The sequence below is a fragment of the Streptomyces sp. NBC_01635 genome, from assembly GCF_045209715.1.
GTDB lineage: Bacteria > Actinomycetota > Actinomycetes > Streptomycetales > Streptomycetaceae > Streptomyces > Streptomyces hirsutus.
Genome location: NZ_CP109277.1, coordinates 4,430,650 through 4,447,922 on the forward strand (window position 1 = coordinate 4,430,650; position 17,273 = coordinate 4,447,922).

The 17,273-nt window shown below is 70.9% G+C and carries 18 protein-coding genes; 10 read left to right on the forward strand and 8 right to left on the reverse strand.

Annotated elements, in window-relative coordinates; genetic code table 11:
* Nucleotides 1-120: 120 nt before the first annotated feature.
* The 3 genes from OHB56_RS20640 to OHB56_RS20650 all read right to left on the reverse strand — a co-directional run bounded on the left by OHB56_RS20640 (nucleotide 121) and on the right by OHB56_RS20650 (nucleotide 2,086).
* On the reverse strand, nucleotides 121-819 hold the full coding sequence (locus OHB56_RS20640) for a hypothetical protein (protein ID WP_326753606.1): 699 nt from the start codon (nucleotides 817-819) through the stop codon (nucleotides 121-123).
* A complete protein-coding gene (locus OHB56_RS20645; protein ID WP_326753607.1) occupies nucleotides 816-1,355 on the reverse strand; it encodes a SigE family RNA polymerase sigma factor in 540 nt (179 codons plus the stop codon). Before OHB56_RS20645 ends, OHB56_RS20640 begins: the two co-directional genes overlap by 4 nt.
* A 104-nt stretch (nucleotides 1,356-1,459) precedes the next feature.
* On the reverse strand, nucleotides 1,460-2,086 hold the full coding sequence (locus OHB56_RS20650) for a hypothetical protein (RefSeq protein ID WP_406354916.1): 627 nt from the start codon (nucleotides 2,084-2,086) through the stop codon (nucleotides 1,460-1,462).
* A 440-nt stretch (nucleotides 2,087-2,526) separates the two neighbouring features.
* On the opposite strand from OHB56_RS20650, the gene OHB56_RS20655 reads away from it, so the two are divergent.
* The 7 genes from OHB56_RS20655 to OHB56_RS20685 all read left to right on the forward strand — a co-directional run bounded on the left by OHB56_RS20655 (nucleotide 2,527) and on the right by OHB56_RS20685 (nucleotide 9,895).
* On the forward strand, nucleotides 2,527-2,958 hold the full coding sequence (locus OHB56_RS20655; protein ID WP_326753609.1) for an NfeD family protein: 432 nt from the start codon (nucleotides 2,527-2,529) through the stop codon (nucleotides 2,956-2,958).
* A 4-nt stretch (nucleotides 2,959-2,962) separates the two neighbouring features.
* A complete protein-coding gene (locus OHB56_RS20660; RefSeq protein ID WP_326753610.1) occupies nucleotides 2,963-4,003 on the forward strand; it encodes an SPFH domain-containing protein in 1,041 nt (346 codons plus the stop codon).
* Nucleotides 4,004-4,142: 139 nt separating this feature from the next.
* A complete protein-coding gene (locus OHB56_RS20665; protein ID WP_326753611.1) occupies nucleotides 4,143-5,039 on the forward strand; it encodes a phosphorothioated DNA-binding restriction endonuclease in 897 nt (298 codons plus the stop codon).
* A 255-nt stretch (nucleotides 5,040-5,294) separates the two neighbouring features.
* Nucleotides 5,295-5,498, forward strand: a complete 204-nt coding sequence (locus tag OHB56_RS20670; protein WP_042163016.1) for a cold-shock protein — start codon at nucleotides 5,295-5,297, stop codon at nucleotides 5,496-5,498.
* Between the two features lie 315 nt (nucleotides 5,499-5,813).
* On the forward strand, nucleotides 5,814-7,376 hold the full coding sequence (locus tag OHB56_RS20675) for a DEAD/DEAH box helicase (RefSeq protein ID WP_326753612.1): 1,563 nt from the start codon (nucleotides 5,814-5,816) through the stop codon (nucleotides 7,374-7,376).
* A 641-nt stretch (nucleotides 7,377-8,017) separates the two neighbouring features.
* Nucleotides 8,018-9,349, forward strand: a complete 1,332-nt coding sequence (locus OHB56_RS20680; protein WP_406354919.1) for a lipase family protein — start codon at nucleotides 8,018-8,020, stop codon at nucleotides 9,347-9,349.
* A 177-nt stretch (nucleotides 9,350-9,526) separates the two neighbouring features.
* Nucleotides 9,527-9,895 carry a hypothetical protein gene (locus OHB56_RS20685; protein WP_406354921.1) on the forward strand — a complete coding sequence of 123 codons (369 nt, stop codon included), beginning with the start codon at nucleotides 9,527-9,529 and terminating at the stop codon, nucleotides 9,893-9,895.
* Nucleotides 9,896-9,943: 48 nt separating this feature from the next.
* Here OHB56_RS20685 and OHB56_RS20690 read toward each other — a convergent pair whose 3' ends face one another.
* Nucleotides 9,944-11,110 carry a sugar ABC transporter substrate-binding protein gene (locus OHB56_RS20690; RefSeq protein WP_406354923.1) on the reverse strand — a complete coding sequence of 389 codons (1,167 nt, stop codon included), beginning with the start codon at nucleotides 11,108-11,110 and terminating at the stop codon, nucleotides 9,944-9,946.
* Nucleotides 11,111-11,800: 690 nt separating this feature from the next.
* On the opposite strand from OHB56_RS20690, the gene OHB56_RS20695 reads away from it, so the two are divergent.
* On the forward strand, nucleotides 11,801-12,499 hold the full coding sequence (locus OHB56_RS20695) for a hypothetical protein (RefSeq protein ID WP_406354925.1): 699 nt from the start codon (nucleotides 11,801-11,803) through the stop codon (nucleotides 12,497-12,499).
* Nucleotides 12,500-12,571: 72 nt separating this feature from the next.
* On the opposite strand, the gene OHB56_RS20700 is transcribed toward OHB56_RS20695, so the two are convergent.
* Entirely contained in the window at nucleotides 12,572-14,077 is a 1,506-nt protein-coding gene (locus tag OHB56_RS20700; RefSeq protein WP_406354927.1) for a SulP family inorganic anion transporter, read from the reverse strand.
* Between the two features lie 242 nt (nucleotides 14,078-14,319).
* Here OHB56_RS20700 and OHB56_RS20705 point away from each other — a divergent pair, with 242 nt between their 5' ends.
* Nucleotides 14,320-14,799, forward strand: a complete 480-nt coding sequence (locus tag OHB56_RS20705; protein ID WP_406359166.1) for a MerR family transcriptional regulator — start codon at nucleotides 14,320-14,322, stop codon at nucleotides 14,797-14,799.
* A gap of 62 nt (nucleotides 14,800-14,861) precedes the next feature.
* Nucleotides 14,862-15,200, forward strand: coding sequence for an antibiotic biosynthesis monooxygenase (locus OHB56_RS20710; protein ID WP_055629378.1), 339 nt, complete (start codon nucleotides 14,862-14,864; stop codon nucleotides 15,198-15,200).
* Nucleotides 15,201-15,411: 211 nt separating this feature from the next.
* On the opposite strand, the gene OHB56_RS20715 is transcribed toward OHB56_RS20710, so the two are convergent.
* From OHB56_RS20715 to OHB56_RS20725, 3 genes are all read right to left on the reverse strand, one after another.
* Complete coding sequence (locus OHB56_RS20715; protein ID WP_004985680.1) at nucleotides 15,412-15,615, reverse strand: cold-shock protein; 204 nt, start codon at nucleotides 15,613-15,615, stop codon at nucleotides 15,412-15,414.
* 241 nt (nucleotides 15,616-15,856) lie between these two features.
* Nucleotides 15,857-16,237: a MerR family transcriptional regulator gene (locus OHB56_RS20720; protein WP_406354929.1), complete on the reverse strand. Its 381-nt coding sequence runs from the start codon at nucleotides 16,235-16,237 to the stop codon at nucleotides 15,857-15,859.
* A 118-nt stretch (nucleotides 16,238-16,355) separates the two neighbouring features.
* Nucleotides 16,356-17,129 (reverse strand): TetR/AcrR family transcriptional regulator, encoded by a 774-nt coding sequence (locus OHB56_RS20725; RefSeq protein WP_406354930.1) that lies wholly within the window; start codon nucleotides 17,127-17,129, stop codon nucleotides 16,356-16,358.
* Nucleotides 17,130-17,273 lie beyond the last annotated feature (144 nt).

Consider the following 17,273-nt stretch of genomic DNA (forward strand, 5'->3'; position numbering starts at 1 on the left):
GACAGACACACGTAACAAAAGGTTGCGGAAGATTTTTCCGGGGGTTCATGAAGGAAGGCGCGTACGAGCTCCTCCCCCACGCTGCGGTCTCCCTCGACGGGGTCGGCGTCGCGGCCGCTCTCAGTCCCGGGGCGAAGCATTGACGTGCTGCTCGAACAGCACGCCGCCGTCCTCGGCGTACGCCGTGACCGTGAAGCCGGTGTCCGCCGCCGAAGCGTCGCCGAAGGCGTAGTACGTTCCCCAGCCCGGGTCGCCCGGCAGGCTCAGCAGGGTGGCGGTGTGGCGCGCTCCGGAGTCGAGGGCGATGTCGATCCCGGCCGGTGGGGTGTCCGCGCGGAACGCTCCGTGGAAGAGGACGTGGTCGTCGGCGACGTGCGTGCCGAAGCTGAGGCTGTCGGGCCGGATGTTGTCGCCGGTGTGGTTCCGGGCCTGCTCGACCACCTCGGTGATGTCGCCGGCGCCCACGACGGAGTTCTGTTTGCCGTCGGGCAGCAGGGCCGTGCTGAGACCGTGGCCGATCGGCACGGGCTCGTAGGGGTCCACGGTCCGCGGGGGCCGCCAGGACTTCTCGGGTGCCGTGGGGGGCGGCGGAGCGGTGGCCGGTGGGGCCGGAGCGGGTGGGGCGGTCGGCGTGAGGTGTGCCGCGCCGAAGGCCAGCAGCGCCGTCGCCGCGGTGATCGCACCGGCCGCGGCGGCCGTACGGCGGCGGCGTGCGCCGCGTCGGCCCCTGTGCAGCACGTCGTCGACGGGAGCCGGGCCGACGGGGAACGCGTCCGCCTCGTCGTGGAGGAGCTCACCGAGTCGCTTGTCGTGGGTCACGGCTGCCGTGCCCCTTTCGTCCTGCGGTGCGCCGCGGGTGCGGCCGGTTCGGGCGCGAGCGACTCCTCACGGAGCTTGCGCAGCGCGCGGGCCGTGTGGCTGCGTACCGTACCGACCCCGGTACCGAGCAGTCGTGCCACCTCTGTCTCGCTGCGGTCCTCCAGGTAGCGCAGCACGACCACCGCGCGCTGTTTCGCCGACAGCCGGGCGAGCGCGTCGAGTACGGCGCTGCGCTCGGCGACGGTGTCGTCGTGGTCGGGGGCCGACGGTTCCGGGAAGCGGTTGGTCAGCCATTCGCGGACCTTCGCGCGGCGCAGCCGGTCCACATTGGCGTTGATCATGATGCGCCAGACGTAGGAATCGGGGTCGTCGGTGCGCTGTATGCGCTCCCACCTCACGTACGCCTTGGCCAGAGCGGCCTGGACCAGGTCCTCCGCGTCGTGGTGGTGTCCTGTCAGGAGGTGGGCGGAACGGAGCATTCTGGGCCATCGGCTGACCACGAACGCCTGGAAGTCCGCCTCCGTGCTCTTCTTCAATCGAGTCCTCGGGTTGCCGTCGGCGGGACACGGGCCCGCCGTCGTGCCGTCCCCCGATCGGCACGACGGCGTGGGCCCCGGTCCCGCCCCACGCGGAGGGGCCGTCAGCGGCCCGCGAAGAAGGGCTGGAACGTCAGGTCGGCGAGCACCGAGCCGTCCGGGCCGTACGCGGTGATCGTGACGGATTCCCGCGGCACGCCGGCACCGGCGGCGGCGTCGTAGTAGTACGTCCCCCAGCCCGGGTCGCCGGGCAGCCGCAGCATGCCCGCCTCCACCTCGGCGCCCCCGTCGATCCGGAGGGTGATGCGCGCCGGCACCGTCTCCGTACGGAAGGCGCCGGTGTACAGCGCGTCGTCCCCCTCGGTGTGCAGCCCGCCGCTGAGACTGTCGGGCCGGATGCTGTCACCGGCGTATCCCTTGGCCCGTTCGACGGACTCGGCGTAGTCCTCCCAGGCGACGACGTAGTTCTGCCGGCCTTCCGGCAGGAGCCCCATCTTCGCGCCCTGGCCGATCTCCACGGGCTGGTAGGGCCGCACGACGCGCGGCCCGGCGGTCAGGGAGGCGGCGGGCAGGTCGGGCGCCCGCACTGCCGCCGCTTCCCGCGCCCCGCCGCCGGCCGTCTCCCCGGCCGCGGCGGGCGGCTCCCCGCCGTTCACGGCGAGGGCCGTACCGCTCCCGCCGGCCAGGGCCAGGGCCGCGATTCCGACCAGAACGAGCCTCTTCGTTCTCATCCGTTCTCCAGTCATCGGTCGTCGGTGTGGCTGGTTACACCTCTCAGACGGTGTGAGGGCCCGGCACCTATGTCACCGCGCAGCATGTTTTTCTCCCGCGGCGGGCCGCTGCGCTCGCACGTCATCGACCGGTGGGAGCCTCGGCAGTCGCGCGGGCGGGCCGCGGACTGCGGGCGTCGGGGGCGGCCGGTGTCCCGCGCCGCCCGTGGCAACGGCAGCGAAGAGGAAAGGAGAACAGCCCGCCGGGGAGATTATCCTTTTCAAGAATGGGCAAAGTAAGAGTAAATTGTGAAATGGAAAATTGCGACGGGTGTTGCACCACCCCCCTCTTCGCCCGTTCGGCAGGATTTCCTCCCTCAGGGGTACCGCGATCCTCCCCTTTCAGGGTCCAATGGTGGGACCGAGCCCTCCGCGTCCGCGCCGGTCGGAAGAGGTACGCAATGGATCCGTGGCTGATCTGGTTGATCGTCGCAGCCGTGCTGGCTGTGGCGGAGATCTTCACCCTCACCGCCGCGCTCGGGATGCTGAGCGCCGCCGCACTGATCACGGCGGGGTGTGCCGCGCTCGGGCTTTCGCCGCCCTTCCAGTTCTTGGTGTTCGCCGTCGTCGCCACCGTCACCGTGCTGTTCGTACGCCCCCTCGCGGTGCGCCACGTGCTCCAGCCCCAGGTGGCGCGCTTCGGTATAGACGCACTGGTCGGCAAGGCCGCCTACGTCGTCTCGGAGGTGTCGGGCCTGGGCGGCAGGGTGCGTATCGACGGTGAGGAGTGGACGGCCCGCTCCTACGACGAGACGCTGGTGATTCCTCCCGGCAAGACCGTCGACGTCATAAAGATCAGCGGCACCACAGCCTTCGTCTACCCCCGGGACTGAAAACATGGAGACCTCTGCGTTTCTCATCGCCGGTCTGCTCGTCGCGCTGTTCGCGATCTTCACCGTGGTGCGGGCGGTGCGCATCGTTCCCCAGGCGCGCGCTCGTAATGTCGAGCGGCTCGGCCGTTACTATCGCACGCTGAATCCCGGCCTCAACCTCGTCATTCCTTACATCGATCGCGTTCACCCGCTGATCGACCTGCGGGAACAGGTCGTCTCCTTCAAACCGCAGCCGGTCATCACCGAGGACAACCTGGTCGTCGAGATCGACACCGTCCTGTACTTCCAGGTCACCGACGCGCGAGCGGCCTTCTACGAGATCGCGAACTTCCTCCAGGCCGTCGAGCAGCTGACCGTCACCACCCTGCGCAACGTCGTCGGCTCCATGGACCTGGAGAAGACGCTCACCTCGCGCGACACCATCAACAGCCAGCTCCGCGGCGTGCTGGACGAAGCCACCGGCAAGTGGGGGCTGCGAGTCAACCGGGTGGAGATCAAGGCCATCGACCCCCCGCAGACCATCAAGGACGCGATGCAGAAGCAGATGCGCGCCGAGCGGGACAAGCGGGCCGCGATCCTCGGGGCCGAGGGACAGCGCCAGTCCCAGATCCTCACCGCCGAAGGCGACAAACAGGCCGCCGTCCTCCGCGCGGAGGGCAACCGCACCGCCGCGATCCTGCAGGCCGAGGGCCAGTCCCGGGCCATCGACGAGGTCTTCCAGGCCGTGCACCGCAATGACCCCGACCCCAAGCTGCTCGCCTACCAGTACCTCCAGGCCCTGCCGCAGCTCGCGCAGGGGTCGGGCAACAACTTCTGGGTGATTCCGAGCGAGATCACCTCAGCGCTCCAGGGCGTCTCCAAGGCCTTCACCGAGCAGCTGCCCCGGTCGCCGGCCACCCGCGAGAAGCCCGTCGACGACGACATGACCGCCCAGGCCGCCAGCGACACGGCGCAGGCGGAGGAGGCCGCCGCCGAGGCCGTCGCCGACGCCGCCAAGACCGACCGCGCCGTCCCGAAGGTGCTCCCGTCCGAGCCGCCCCGCTGACCGACAGCGAGCGACCCGCGTCCTCACCTCGTCCTCTTCCGCGTTCGCGGTTCACGGCGTCGTGCCCGCGGGTCCTCGCCACGCCCCTCCGGGCACACGCGGATCGGTGATCGACGGGGCACCACTACGATCGCCGGTCATGGACTGGCTTGAGCGCGCGGCGGAGCTGAGACAGTGGACCAGGAGCGGGACACGCGCTCCGCACAAGCCGCTGCTCCTCCTGTACGCCCTCGGCCGGTTCCAGCGGGATGCCGACGGTGAACTGCGCTACAGCGCGGTGGAGGGTGACCTCAAGCGGCTGCTGGACGAGTACGGTCCGCCCCACAGGACCACTCCCGCCTACCCGTTCCACCATCTGGTGAGCGACGGCGTGTGGGAGGTACGTACCGACCGCGGCCCGGGCAGCCCCGGCAGCGGCGTACGGGAGCTGCGGGCCCTCGGAGCCGCGGGGCGGCTGGCGCCGGAACTGCGCGCGGCACTGCGGCGCGAGCCGTCGCTGCTCGGCCGGATGACACAGCTCCTGCTCGACCTGCACTTCCCGCCCTCGCTCCACGCCGAGCTGTGCGAATCCGTCGGCCTGGAGCCGGAGCCGGCGGAGCCCGGACGGCTCCGGGTCGTCGTGCGGAGGCGGCGGGACCCGGGCATGCGGGAGCGCGTCCTGACGGCCTACGAGTACCGGTGCGCCTTCTGCGGCTACGACGGCAGGATCGGCGCGCTCCCGGTCGGGCTGGAGGCCGCGCACGTGCGCTGGTGGGCGTTCGGCGGCCCCGACGACGTCGACAACGGACTGTGCCTGTGCTCACTGCACCACAAGCTCTTCGACAAGGGCGTCCTCGGCATCGGCGACCATCACCGCATCCTGGTCTCGCAGCGCTTCGTCGGCCACAGCCCCGCCGCCCGCGAACACGTCACCGCGCTCGCGGGCCGCCCGCTCGTCGGCCCCCAGCCGGGCACCCGCCCCGTCGCGGACGCCCACCGCTCCTGGCACACCGGCCAGGTCTTCCACGGCAGCCCGCGCCCCGCCACGGCCTCCTGATCACCCGCACCCCGGGCGCCGACGACCCGGCGAAGCCGGTTTCGGACACCGGCGCCCCATCCGTGTTATCGTGAAGAGTTGCAGTTTTGGTTACCAGAGGCTTGTGAGTGCTCTTCCGACCTTCCGTCGACGAGCACTCTTTTTCGTTCCTGAGAAGCTTCGCGGCTTTCCGGGAACAACAGCCAGGTAGATCATTGTTGCGACCACGGGCCCACAAGGTGTGGGCCCCGGGCACTGCCCAAAAGGAGATACAGCATGGCATCTGGCACCGTGAAGTGGTTCAACTCGGAAAAGGGCTTCGGCTTCATCGAGCAGGACGGCGGCGGCCCCGACGTGTTCGCCCACTACTCGAACATCGCCAGCTCCGGTTTCCGTGAGCTTCAGGAAGGCCAGAAGGTTACCTTCGACGTCACGCAGGGCCAGAAGGGCCCGCAGGCCGAGAACATCGTTCCCGCCTGACGCGTACGCTGACACCGGCGTCGGTATCCGACGCCGACGTGCAGTGCGTGGCCGGGACCCCGCACCCCTGTGGCGCGGGGTCCCGGCCCACTGCGTTCCCCGGCCCGGCAACGAAGCCGACGCCGCACTCGTGCTCGTGGCCCGCCACTCGCGGCCGCTTGCCGCTGTTCCACTGATCCGCTGATCTACTGATCCGCTGATGCAGTGATGCACTGATCCACCGTTTTTCGGCTCATTCTTGCGAATTCTCATTCGGCCAGCACCTCGCCGTTGGGCGGAATTCCTCGATACGTGCCGCATCGAGGAAGGTTCCGCATGAACCGCAATCACACAGCTCGTTCGAACAACAGCACCGGCGGCGCCGGTTCGTCCCGCTCCCGCACGGACAGGGCCGCGGGCTCCGCGGGTTCCGGGCGGGGAGGCCGTGCCCGTTCCCAGGGGTCGGGCGGCCGCCAGGGCGGTCCGTCCCGGGGCGCCGCCGCCAAGGGCGGACGCGGCAGCGGCCGCGGAGGCCGTCCCGCCGCGGCCGGCGGGGAGTTCGCGCCGCCGGTCACCCTCACCCCGGCGCTGCCGCCGGTCGAGACGTTCACCGAACTCGACATGCCCGAGCCGATGCTGACCGCCCTGACCGCCGAGGGCGTGACCACCCCGTTCCCGATCCAGGCCGCGACGCTGCCGAACTCGCTGGCCGGCCGGGACGTCCTGGGCCGCGGGCGCACCGGTTCGGGCAAGACGCTGGCTTTCGGCCTGGCGATGCTGGCGCGTACCGCCGGGCAGCGGGCCGAGCCCCGGCACCCGCTGGCGCTCGTCCTCGTCCCCACCCGGGAACTGGCCCAGCAGGTCACCGACGCTCTCACCCCCTACGCCCGAGCGCTGCGCCTGCGGACCGCCACGGTGGTCGGCGGAGTGTCGATCGGCCGGCAGGTGAGCGCCCTGCGCGGCGGCGCCGAGGTCGTCGTCGCGACGCCCGGCCGGCTCAAGGACCTCATAGACCGTGACGACTGCCGCCTGGACCAGGTCGCCATCACCGTCCTGGACGAGGCCGACCAGATGGCCGACATGGGCTTCATGCCGCAGGTGACCGCCCTGCTCGACCGGGTGCGCCCCGGCGGTCAGCGCATGCTGTTCTCCGCCACGCTGGACCGCAACGTCGACCGTCTGGTGCGCACCTACCTCCACGACCCCGTCGTCCACTCCGTCGACCCGTCCGCGGGCGCGGTCACCACGATGGATCACCACCTGCTGCACGTGGACGACGACGACAAGCACGCCACCACGACGGAGATCGCCGCCCGCGACGGACGCGTGATCATGTTCCTGGACACCAAGCACGCCGCCGACCGGCTGGCCAAGAAGCTCCTGGCCGTCGGCGTGCGGGCCTCGGCCCTGCACGGCGGGAAGTCCCAGTCCCAGCGCACCCGGACCCTGACCCAGTTCAAGGACGGGCACGTCACGGTCCTGGTGGCCACCAACGTCGCGGCCCGCGGCATCCACGTCGACAACCTGGACCTCGTCGTCAACGTCGACCCGCCCAGCGACCACAAGGACTACCTGCACCGCGGCGGACGCACCGCCCGCGCCGGTGAGTCCGGCACCGTCGTCACGCTGGTCCTGCCGCACCAGCGCCGGGAGATGTCCCGCCTGATGACCGACGCCGGCATCACCCCGCAGACCACCCGGGTACGTCCGGGCGGGGACGAACTGAACCGCATCACCGGAGCCCAGGCGCCGTCGGGCGTGCCCGTCGTCCTCACTCCGCCGCCCGCCCAGAACCAGCCCGCGCGCACGGGTTCCCCGTCCCGGAGCCGGCGCAGCCGCCGTCCCGGGCAGGCCGCCCGCCGCAGCGCGACCGGCAACAAGGGAAAGGGCGGCCGCTGAAGGGCCGTTGAGGGGCAGTTGAAAGGTCACTCCGTGGGCGCCGAGGGGCGCCCGTGAGTACCGCCATCATCACGAGGCCGGGGCGCGGACGCGCCCCGGCCTCGCGCGTTCGGAGAAGTCTTCGGCGTCCCTGAAGAGCGCCGACGGGCCGCCCTCTCCCCGGCTCCCGGCTCCCGGCTCCCGGCTCCCGGCTCCCGGAAGGCGAGGCTGTCGCCCTCCGGTGGTCCGGTGGCCCGGCGAGCAGGAAGCAGGAAGCGGGGGGCGGGTCGCAGGCGGCGGGCGGCACCGGACCGGCCGTCACATTACCGAACCGTAACCCTCCTACTGCTACCACGAGTAACTTACCCACAGGTAAGTTCAATGCGAACCGCTGCCGAGCGGCGTGGGCAAGCCCGTGGGACGCGTGTGCCCCACCTCGTCGCCGGACCGCCCTGCCGCTGTGCCGTCCCATCGCCCCACCGCCCCGCCGCCCCGCCGTCCCACCGCCGTGCCGCCCCACCGCCGTGCCGTCGTAGCTCCGAAGCCCCGACTCCCCCAGCTCAGCTCCGTAGCTCCGCCACCGCGCCTCCCCGTCCGGGCCAATCACGGGACGCCCCGGCACGGAGGCCGCTTCCTGACAGCCGCTTCACAGGAGGTTCGCCATGCCCGCACGCCCGCGCCCCAAGCTTCTGGCCGTCGCCGTCACCGCCGCGGCATGCCTCGGCGCCCAAGCCCTCGCAGCCGCCCCCGCCGCGGCGACGGACGAGGTCGTGTCCCGGGGTGTCACGATCCCCGCGTTCTACACCCCGCCCGCGTCCCTGCCCGACGCCAACGGCACCCTCCTCCGCAGCGAGCCCCTCCCGCTGGCCCTGAGCCTGCCCAGCCTCAAGGGCCCGCTGCCGGGAACCGCGACCCGGCTGATGTACAAGTCCACCGACTCGAACGGGCAGCCGGTCGCCGTCACCGGCGCGTACATCGAACCGTCCGCCGCCTGGAAGGGCGGCGGACCGCGTCCCCTGGTCGCGGTGGCGCCCGGCACCATGGGACAGGGCGACCAGTGCGCCGCGTCCATGGGGCTCGAGCATCCGCTGCGGTTCAACGGCGAGACCGTGTCCGTCGGTTACGAGGACCTGGCGATCTACCGCCTCCTCGCGAAGGGCGTCGCCGTGGTCGTCACCGACTACGCCGGCCTGGGCGCGACCGACCGCCTGCACACCTACGTGAACCGGGTCGACGAGGCCCACGCGGTCCTGGACGCCGTCCGCGCCGCCCGCTCGGTCCGCGGCGCGTCGATCACCACCGCCTCCCCGGTCGGGCTCTACGGGTACAGCCAGGGCGGCGGGGCGACCGCGGCGGCCGCCGAACTCCAGTCCACCTACGCCCCCGACCTCACCCTGTCCGGCACCTACTCCGGCGCGCCGCCCGCCGATCTGACCAAGGTCACCAAGGCCATCGACGGCAGCGAACTGGCGGGCGCGCTGGGCTGGTCGCTGAACGGCTTCCTCCAGTCCGACCCGGAGCTGAAGCCCCTCGCCGAGGCGCATCTGAACGCCGTCGGCAAGGCCGCGCTCACCGATCTCTCGACGATGTGCGTCGGCGATGCCCTCTTCACGTACGGCTTCGCCAAAAGCACCAAGTGGACCACGGCCGGAAAGTCCCTCGGTGACATCATCGCCGCCACTCCCGCCCTCCAGGCCTTCCTGGACAAGCAGCTCATCGGCACGATGAAGCCGTCCGGCCCGGTACGGCTGGTCACCGGCGTCAGCGACGACCTCGTGCCGCACGGGCAGTCCCGCCGGCTCGCCGTCGACTGGTGCGCCAAGGGCGCCGACGTCACGTACAAGGCCGTCGTCCTCCCCGACGTCGGCAGCGCGCTGCTCAACCACTTCGCCCCGCTGCTGACCGATCAGGGGGACGCCGTCGACTGGCTGACCGATCGGCTGTCCGGCAAGCGGGCCACTTCCAACTGCTGGAGCATGCCCCTGCAGCCCTGACGGCCGGCCCCGGCAACCGGCCCCGGCGTCGCGTGTTCTCCCGGCTCAGGCCCGCCCGACCCACCGGGCGGGCCGGAGCCGGCGCGGGGACCTGCGCGGGGGCCTGCGGCCGCCACGTCGGAGTGATCCGGACCCGCATCACCCGGCCGGGCCGGGGCTCGGCTAGGCTCTTCGACCATGTCACACCCTGACGATCTGCTCGTCGCCGTCGCCGCGATGGTCGAGACGGACCAGGACAGCCAGATGTCACTCACCGTAGTGATCCCCGGCGCCGTCATCACCGGCCGACTGGCCCCCGAAGCCCTGTGGCGGGAGCGCGTGGCGGAGGTGCTGCGCGACTCCGCTCGACTCGGCCACTTCGCCCTCCCCTTCGCGGAGGCCGGCCGGGACGAAGCGCCGTCGCACCCCTCCCACCTGCATTTCCACGTCGCCCGGATCCTCCAGGGGAGCTACGGCATCCCGGACACGGGGGGCATGTACCGGGTGGCGCTCGCCGACGTGAGCGCCTGGACGGTGGGAGGCATCGGGTACTCCGACCAGCAGTGAGCGGACCGGCGCCGTCCTGCCCACGGCGCCCGCGGTGCTTACGGTCCCCTACGGCGTGAGGCCGATCGACGCGCAGGCCGGCCGGTACTTCGCCGTGCAGATGTCCTCCACGTCGTAGACGCCGTCCCGGACCACCGTGTCCTCGATGTTGTCCTGCGTCAGGGCGACCACCGGCACCAGCATCGACGGGATGTCCTTCTGCGTCGGACTGTCGACCCGTTCACCGGTCAGCGAGTCGAACTGGATGTCGCGCCCCTGGACCCGGGCCACCGCCATCTCGGCGGCACCGCCGGCCTCCAGCAGGAACGACTTGTACACCGTCATGTGCTGCGTGCCCGCGACGATCCGCTGCACGGCTTCCAGATCGGCGTCCTGCCCGGTCACCGGCGGGATGTCGGAGACGCCCGCCTCCTCCATCGCCTCGATGACGGCTCCGGCCATGCCGTCGTTCGCCGCGTAGACGGCGGCGACGTCGTCGGCGCCGACGGCCTTCATCGCCTTCTTCATGTTCGCCTTGGCGACGGCGGGCAGCCACTTCTCGGTGTCGTACGACTCGGCTATGTCCACATTGCCGTTCAACTCGGTCATCGCGCCGTCCTTGAACAGCGCGGTGTTCGGGTCGGCGGGCTCACCGTTCATCATGACGACCTTGCGGTTCTCCGCCTCGGCGCCGAGCGCGTCGACGATCGCACGGCCCTGCACCTCGCCGACGAGCTCGTTGTCGTGCGACACGTACGCGTCGATCGGGCCCTCGGCCAGCCGGTCGTACGCGATGACGGGGATGTCCGCCTTCCTGGCCTTCTCCACGTCCGGTGCGACGGCCCTGGCGTCCACCGCGGCCACGATGATCACGTCGACCTCGTCGGCGACCATGCGGCCGAGCTGCTCGCTCTGCCTGGCCGTGCTGCCCTCGGCGTTGGCGTAGACGACCTTGCCCTCCTCGCCGGTGAGGACACCGACCCGTTCCTCGACGAGAGGACGGTCGAACTTCTCGAAGCGCGCCGTCTCCCTGTCGGGGAGAAGGAGGCCCACGGTGATGTCGTTGCGCCGGCCCGGCGACACGGAGCCGTCGTCCTCGCCCGGGGCGTCGACCGCACCGCACGCGGAGAGCGAGAGCACCGCCAGGGCCGAGAGGGTGGCGAGCGGAGCAGTGGTGCCCCGACGCCCCCGGATCGTGCGGGGTGAGGGGGTGGTGCGCGTGGTGCAGGGGTTCACATCAGGTGCCTTCCAAGCGAGAGTGCAGCGTGGCGACCAGGTGGTGGGCAAGCCAACGCCGCGCGGCCCGGCAGCGTCAAACCGCGCCTTTCATGGGAACAGCCCTGCCATTTCCGTGACGTGAGCAACTCCCGCCGATTCCGATTTCCGGTTTTGACGGCTCAAATCGACTTCGCACGCGGCCCTCAACTGCCTTTTCTCAAGGGATTTTGATTGAAGAACATTCATTCCGGGCCGCATTGCGCACCGATCGACGCACATGCTCACGGCATTCACGCGAAGCGGGCAGAGAATGTGCGCAGGAGTGACACACGGACTGCACACAGCGGCTCGCAGGTGTCGTTAGCGTTGCTGTCCTGCTCCACCCGCTCCCTCGTACACGACGCGAACGGGCCGTCCCCGGCCCGGCGGGTGCCTGCCAACCCGGGAAGACAGCGGATGGATTACTGCTCCACGTGTCGTCGGCATCTGAACGGCGCCCTCGTGTGCCCCGGATGCGGCGCCTACGCACCCGACATCGCGCCGAGCGTCATCGACGGTCACACCGCCCCGGGCACGGCGACCTCACCCGCACCCGCGGCAGGTCTCGGCACCACGGCCGGTACAGGGATCGGTGCTGGAGCCGGTACAGGGATCGGTACGGGAATCGGTACGGGGCCGCCGGTCCCTGCCGTGGAAGTCCCGGACCCGGTGCCCACGCCCGTGTCCGCGTCCACGGGGCGGGCGGCGCGGCGGCGGCAGTTGGCCCGCTGGAGGAAGACCCAGCGCCGCGCCCTGGTCGCCACGGCGGTGGCCTTCGTCGGCGGTGGACTCACCCTCGTCTCGATGGACCGGGATTCCGGCGACCGCGCCCGGGCCGCCACGGCACCCGAGGTGTCCGGCATGGGCGGCGCGGACGGGCCCGCGGACCAGTACGGCGGCCCGGCACCGTCCGTGGGCCCGCCCGGCACGCAGCGTTCCCAGGAGCGGCCCTCGCAGCCGGCCCCGGGCGACGGCGCACACCGGCAGCCGACCGGCACCGCGTCGGCGCCCGCCACCGCGTCGAGCACCCGGCCGGACGGCACCACGACGGCCACGTCCCCGTCACGGACCACACCCTCGTCCGACGGCTCGGGCACACGGACGGGCTCGGACTCCAACGGCGCCGGTTCCGCTTCCGGCTCCGGATCCGGTACGGCGACCCGTCCCACGACCCCGCCCAAGGACTCCTCGGGCAACGGTGGTGGCAGCGGAAACGACGGAGGCGGCGGCCCGGGCGGCCACAACGGATCGCCACCCGCCACCTCGGCCCCCTCGACACCCGCGCCCGAGTCACCGGGCTCGTCCGACTCCGGTTCTGGTTCCGGTTCTGGTTCTGAGCTCTGTCTCCTGGTGATCTGTCTCGGCTGACGGGGGCCGGCCCCGGTGTCCCCGCAGGTCCTCCCACAGGTCCTCCCGCAGGTCCTGGCCCGGGGCCGTCCGTCAGTGACCGCCGACGAGTTCCCCGCTGAGCTTGTCGTGGAGGCGGGCACTGGGTTCGTTCAGGCCCGTGATCTCGACGGTCTTCCCGCGCTGCGCGTACCGCGTCTCGACGGCGTCGAGGGCGGCGACGGAGGAGGCGTCCCAGACGTGGGCGGACGACAGGTCGATGACGACGTGGTCGGGGTCGCCCGAGTAGTCGAAGCGGCCGACGATGTCGTTGGACGAGGCGAAGAACAGCTCGCCGGTGACCCGGTAGACGACGGACGTGCCGTCGGGGTCGGCGACCGCAGTGACCTCGGCGAGGTGGGCGACCCGCCGGGCGAAGATCACCATGGCGGTGACCGTGCCGACGACGACGCCGACGGCGAGGTTGTGCGTGGTGAGCACGAACACGACGGTGATCACCATGACGCCGATCTCCCCGGCCGGCATCCGCCTGAGGGTCTTCGGCGCGATGGAGTGCCAGTCGAAGGTGGCGACCGACACCATGATCATGACGGCGACGAGCGCGGCCATGGGAATGTCGGAGACGACCGGACCGAAGACGATGCACAGCACCATCAGGAACGCGCCCGCGAGGAAGGTGGACAGGCGGGTCCGGGCGCCGGAGACCTTCACGTTGATCATCGTCTGGCCGATCATGGCGCAGCCGCCCATCCCGCCGAAGAACCCGGTGACGATGTTGGCGACGCCCTGGCCGATCGACTCCCGGGTCTTGGAGGAGTGCGTGTCGGTGATGTCGTCGACCAGCTTGGCCGTCATCAGCGACTCCATCAGGCCGACCAGCGCCATGGCGAGGGCGTAGGGGGCGACGGTGGTGAGGGTGTCCATCGTGAACGGCACGTCGGGCAGGCCGGGCACCGGCAGGGACGAGGGCAGTTCCCCCTTGTCCCCGACGGTGGGTACGGCGATCCCGGCGGCGACCGTGATCACGGTGAGGATCACGATGGAGACCAGGGGCGCGGGGATCACGGTGGTGACCTTCGGGAAGAACACCATCAGGGCCAGCCCCGCGACGATCATCGGATAGACCGGCCAGGGCACGTCCCGCATCTCGGGGACCTGGGCCATGAAGACCAGCAGGGCCAGCGAGTTGACGAAGCCGACCATCACCGAGCGCGGGACGAACCGCATCAGCTTCGCCACGCCCAGCGCGCCGAGGACGATCTGGAAGACACCGGCGAGGAGCACCGCGGCGACGAGGTACCCGAACCCGTGCTCACGGTTGAGCGGCGCGATGACGAGCGCCACGGCGCCGGTCGCCGCGGAGATCATCGCCCGGCGTCCGCCGACGAACGCGATGGTGACGGCCATGGTGAAGGACGCGAACAGACCGACGGCCGGGTCGACACCGGCGATGATCGAGAAGGAGATCGCCTCCGGGATCAGCGCGAGCGCGACGACGAGGCCGCCGAGGATCTCGGTCCGCCAGACCTTCGGATCGTTCAGCCAGTCGGGGCGCGCGGCGCGCAGCCGAGCGGCGGGGGACAGTGCGGGAGAGGACAAGGGGGCGTTACCTGTCGTGCTCGGGCGCGCTCCGGCCCGGCGGCGACGACGGCGCGGGGGCAGGGCGGGACGGGGCGGTTTCGTGCGGAGGCCGAGGCCGGTCGGGAGAAGGGCCGGGCGGTGACCCTACCCTAACGTTAGAGTAGGGATCGAGGTGCGTCCGACCGGTCACACCTCCGGGCTGACCAGCAGAGCGGTACATGGACGAGAAGGGCCGGATCAGGCACGTGGACGGCAAGCACATGCAGATCGGTGAGGTCGCCGCGCGCACCGAACTGTCCCTGCGCACCATCCGGCACTACGAGGAGGCCGGTCTCGTCGTTCCGTCGGCCCGCTCGCAGGGCGGCTTCCGGCTCTACACCGAGGGCGACGTGGCCCGCCTCATGGTGATCCGCCGGATGAAACCGCTGGGCTTCACCCTGGACCGGATGCGGGAACTGCTCGCGGCCACCGACCGCCTCGACGGGCACGCCGGGACCGGCCCGCCCGAGGGGGAGGAACGCGAGGAACTGCTCGAGTCGCTGCGCGGCTTCGAGGAAGCGGCACGCCGGCGGACGGCGGATCTTCGGACGCAGTTGGCACGGGCGGAGGAATTCGCCACCACCCTGCGCGAACGAATCGAACACATCGAACGAACCGAACGAGCCGAACCGATCAAGAGGGGCCGGACGGGTGAGGAAAGCGAAAGCGGACCCGACCCGGAACTCACCGCACCCGCCTGAATCCGGCACGGCGGGAAGGCCCCCGCCCGTGTTCCGCACCGGCACTGCGGAACAATCGGGGCATGAGCATCGTCAAGATCAACGTACTCACGGTCCCGGAAGAGCAGCGGGAGACGCTGGAGAAGCGGTTCGCCGCGCGGGCGGGCGCGGTGGAGGGTTCGGACGGATTCGAGTGGTTCGAGCTGCTCCGTCCCGTGGAGGGAACCGACACCTACCTCGTCTACACCCGCTGGCGGACCGAGGAGGACTTCCAGCGCTGGATGGCCGGCCGCGGCCAGGCCGCGCACGGCGGTGGCGGCGCGCAGGGCGGCGCGCAGGGCGACCGGCCGAAGCCCGCCGCCACGGACGCGACGCTGTGGTCGTTCGAGGTGGTCCAGCAGACCGGCCCGAAGCAGGCCTGAACCGTCCACCGGCGCCGCTGAAGCGCGCGCCACGAAAGGGCCGGGGCGTCCGCGCTCCGGCCCTTCCCCTCAGGACGAGTACCGGGAAACCCGGGCCGCGTTCAGGAACCCTGAACGCGTAGGGGGTCCGGCCCCCCGGACAACACGGAGCAGGGCCCCGCACCGAAGTGCGGGGCCCTGCTGCAATCCCTGCGTACTCGCGTACTACGGGTCAGGCGGGAACGATGTTCTCGGCCTGCGGGCCCTTCTGGCCCTGCGTGACGTCGAAGGTCACCTTCTGGCCTTCCTGGAGCTCACGGAAGCCCGAGGTGGCGATGTTCGAGTAGTGGGCGAAGACGTCGGCGCCGCCGCCGTCCTGCTCGATGAAGCCGAAGCCCTTTTCCGAGTTGAACCACTTCACGGTACCGGTGGCCATATCAAATCTCCTGAGACAGTGCCGGGAAATCGCACTTTACGAATTCCCTCATCGTCGCGATGATCACCTGCCCGGAGAACCGGTAGCAAACTGGCAACCACAACTGCAACTGACGTCAGCGTAGCACGAACCATATCCACGGCAAGCGAGGAAAATCACCAAGGAAAGGCATGGTCAACGCGTTTGAAGAAATAGATTTCTGCGACGGGCGCTAAATTTCTGTTCTGGCGGGGATAGATTTTCACCGATGCTGATGCGCGGCGCTCCCGCCCTGCCGGCGCAGCTCCTCGTAGTCACGCTCGACCTGCTCCAGCCGCTCCTCCAGGCCGACGATCCGGCACGCGGCGTCGGCCGGGGTCCCCTGGTCGACGAGTTCGCGCACCCGTGCGGCGAGCTTCAGCTGATGGCGCGAGTAGCGACGGTGGCCGCCGTCCGAGCGCGTCGGGGTGATCAGTCCCGTCCCGTCCAGGGCGCGGAGGAAAGCGGGTGTCACTCCGACCAGTTCGGCGGCCCTGCCCATGGTGTAGGCCGGGAAGTGGTTGTCGTCGAGCCGATCGGCGACGGGAGGCCGGCCACCGTCCGGCTGCCGGGCGCCGGCATTCGGCTGGCTCTCCGAGGGCATGCGGACCTTCCTGCGGACCGCCGGGACACGGACCGCTCCGGGGACGGGTTCCCCACACAGGAACTCTAACCGCCTCGAAGGAAAAGCTGTCGCGGCGCACACAGATGTCTGCCCTTGTTCACGGTGCCCGCAGTCGGCGCTCCTCCGTCCGGGCCTCGGAGCCGCCCTTCGTTCCCTCTCGGATCCGTGACCGGTGCGGACCCATCTCCCGGAGTACGTCACCGAGCTCGGCGCCGGTGAGTGCGCGGCCCGGCAGCGGCGACGGCGGGGCGGCGCGCAGGCCGTCGAGGAACAGGGCGAGGGGGCGACGCCAGGCGTCGGGGGTGGTGGCCGCGGTGAGAGGCGGGACGGCGCGACCGAGGGCGGCGAGGGCGAACAGGACGTCCTCCGTGGCGACGTCGGGACGCACGGTGCCCTCCTCGCGGCCCCGGCCGAGCAGCAGCTCCACCGTCCGTCGGTTGTGGGCGTGCACGGCCTGAAGGGCTTCGACGTCCGGCAGACGGGTGGTCATGAGGTCGTTGGTGCCGCGGTCGTCGGCCAGGGTGCCGAAGACCGCGCCGAGGTAGTCGTTCAGCCCCGTCCAGGCATCAGGGGCGGCTCGGGCCCGCTCTCCGGCCGCCATCGTGTCCGTCAACCGGTCGCGGAACACGGCGTCGACGAGTGCCGCGCGGGCGGGGAAATGCCGGTAGAGCGTCGCATTGCCGATGCCTGCCCGGCGGGCGATCACGTCGAGCGGCGCGTCGAGCCCCTGCTCCGAGAACACCTCGCGGGCCGCCGCCACCAGCCGGTCCCGGTTGCGCCGGGCGTCGCGCCTCCGTCGGGGCGCGGGCTCCGGCTCCGTGCCTGCGCCCGTGTTCGTGTTCGTGCCCGTGGGGTCTTCACCGGCGCTCATGGCCATCCGTTCACGCATCCGTCCGTCCCCGTACAAAGCGGGGAGCACTCCCCGGTGAGGATGCTACCGTCGGGCCACTAAGTGGGGAGCACTCCCCACTTGAGCTGCGTCGAAGCACCGGAGCGGATATGTCATGGATGGAAC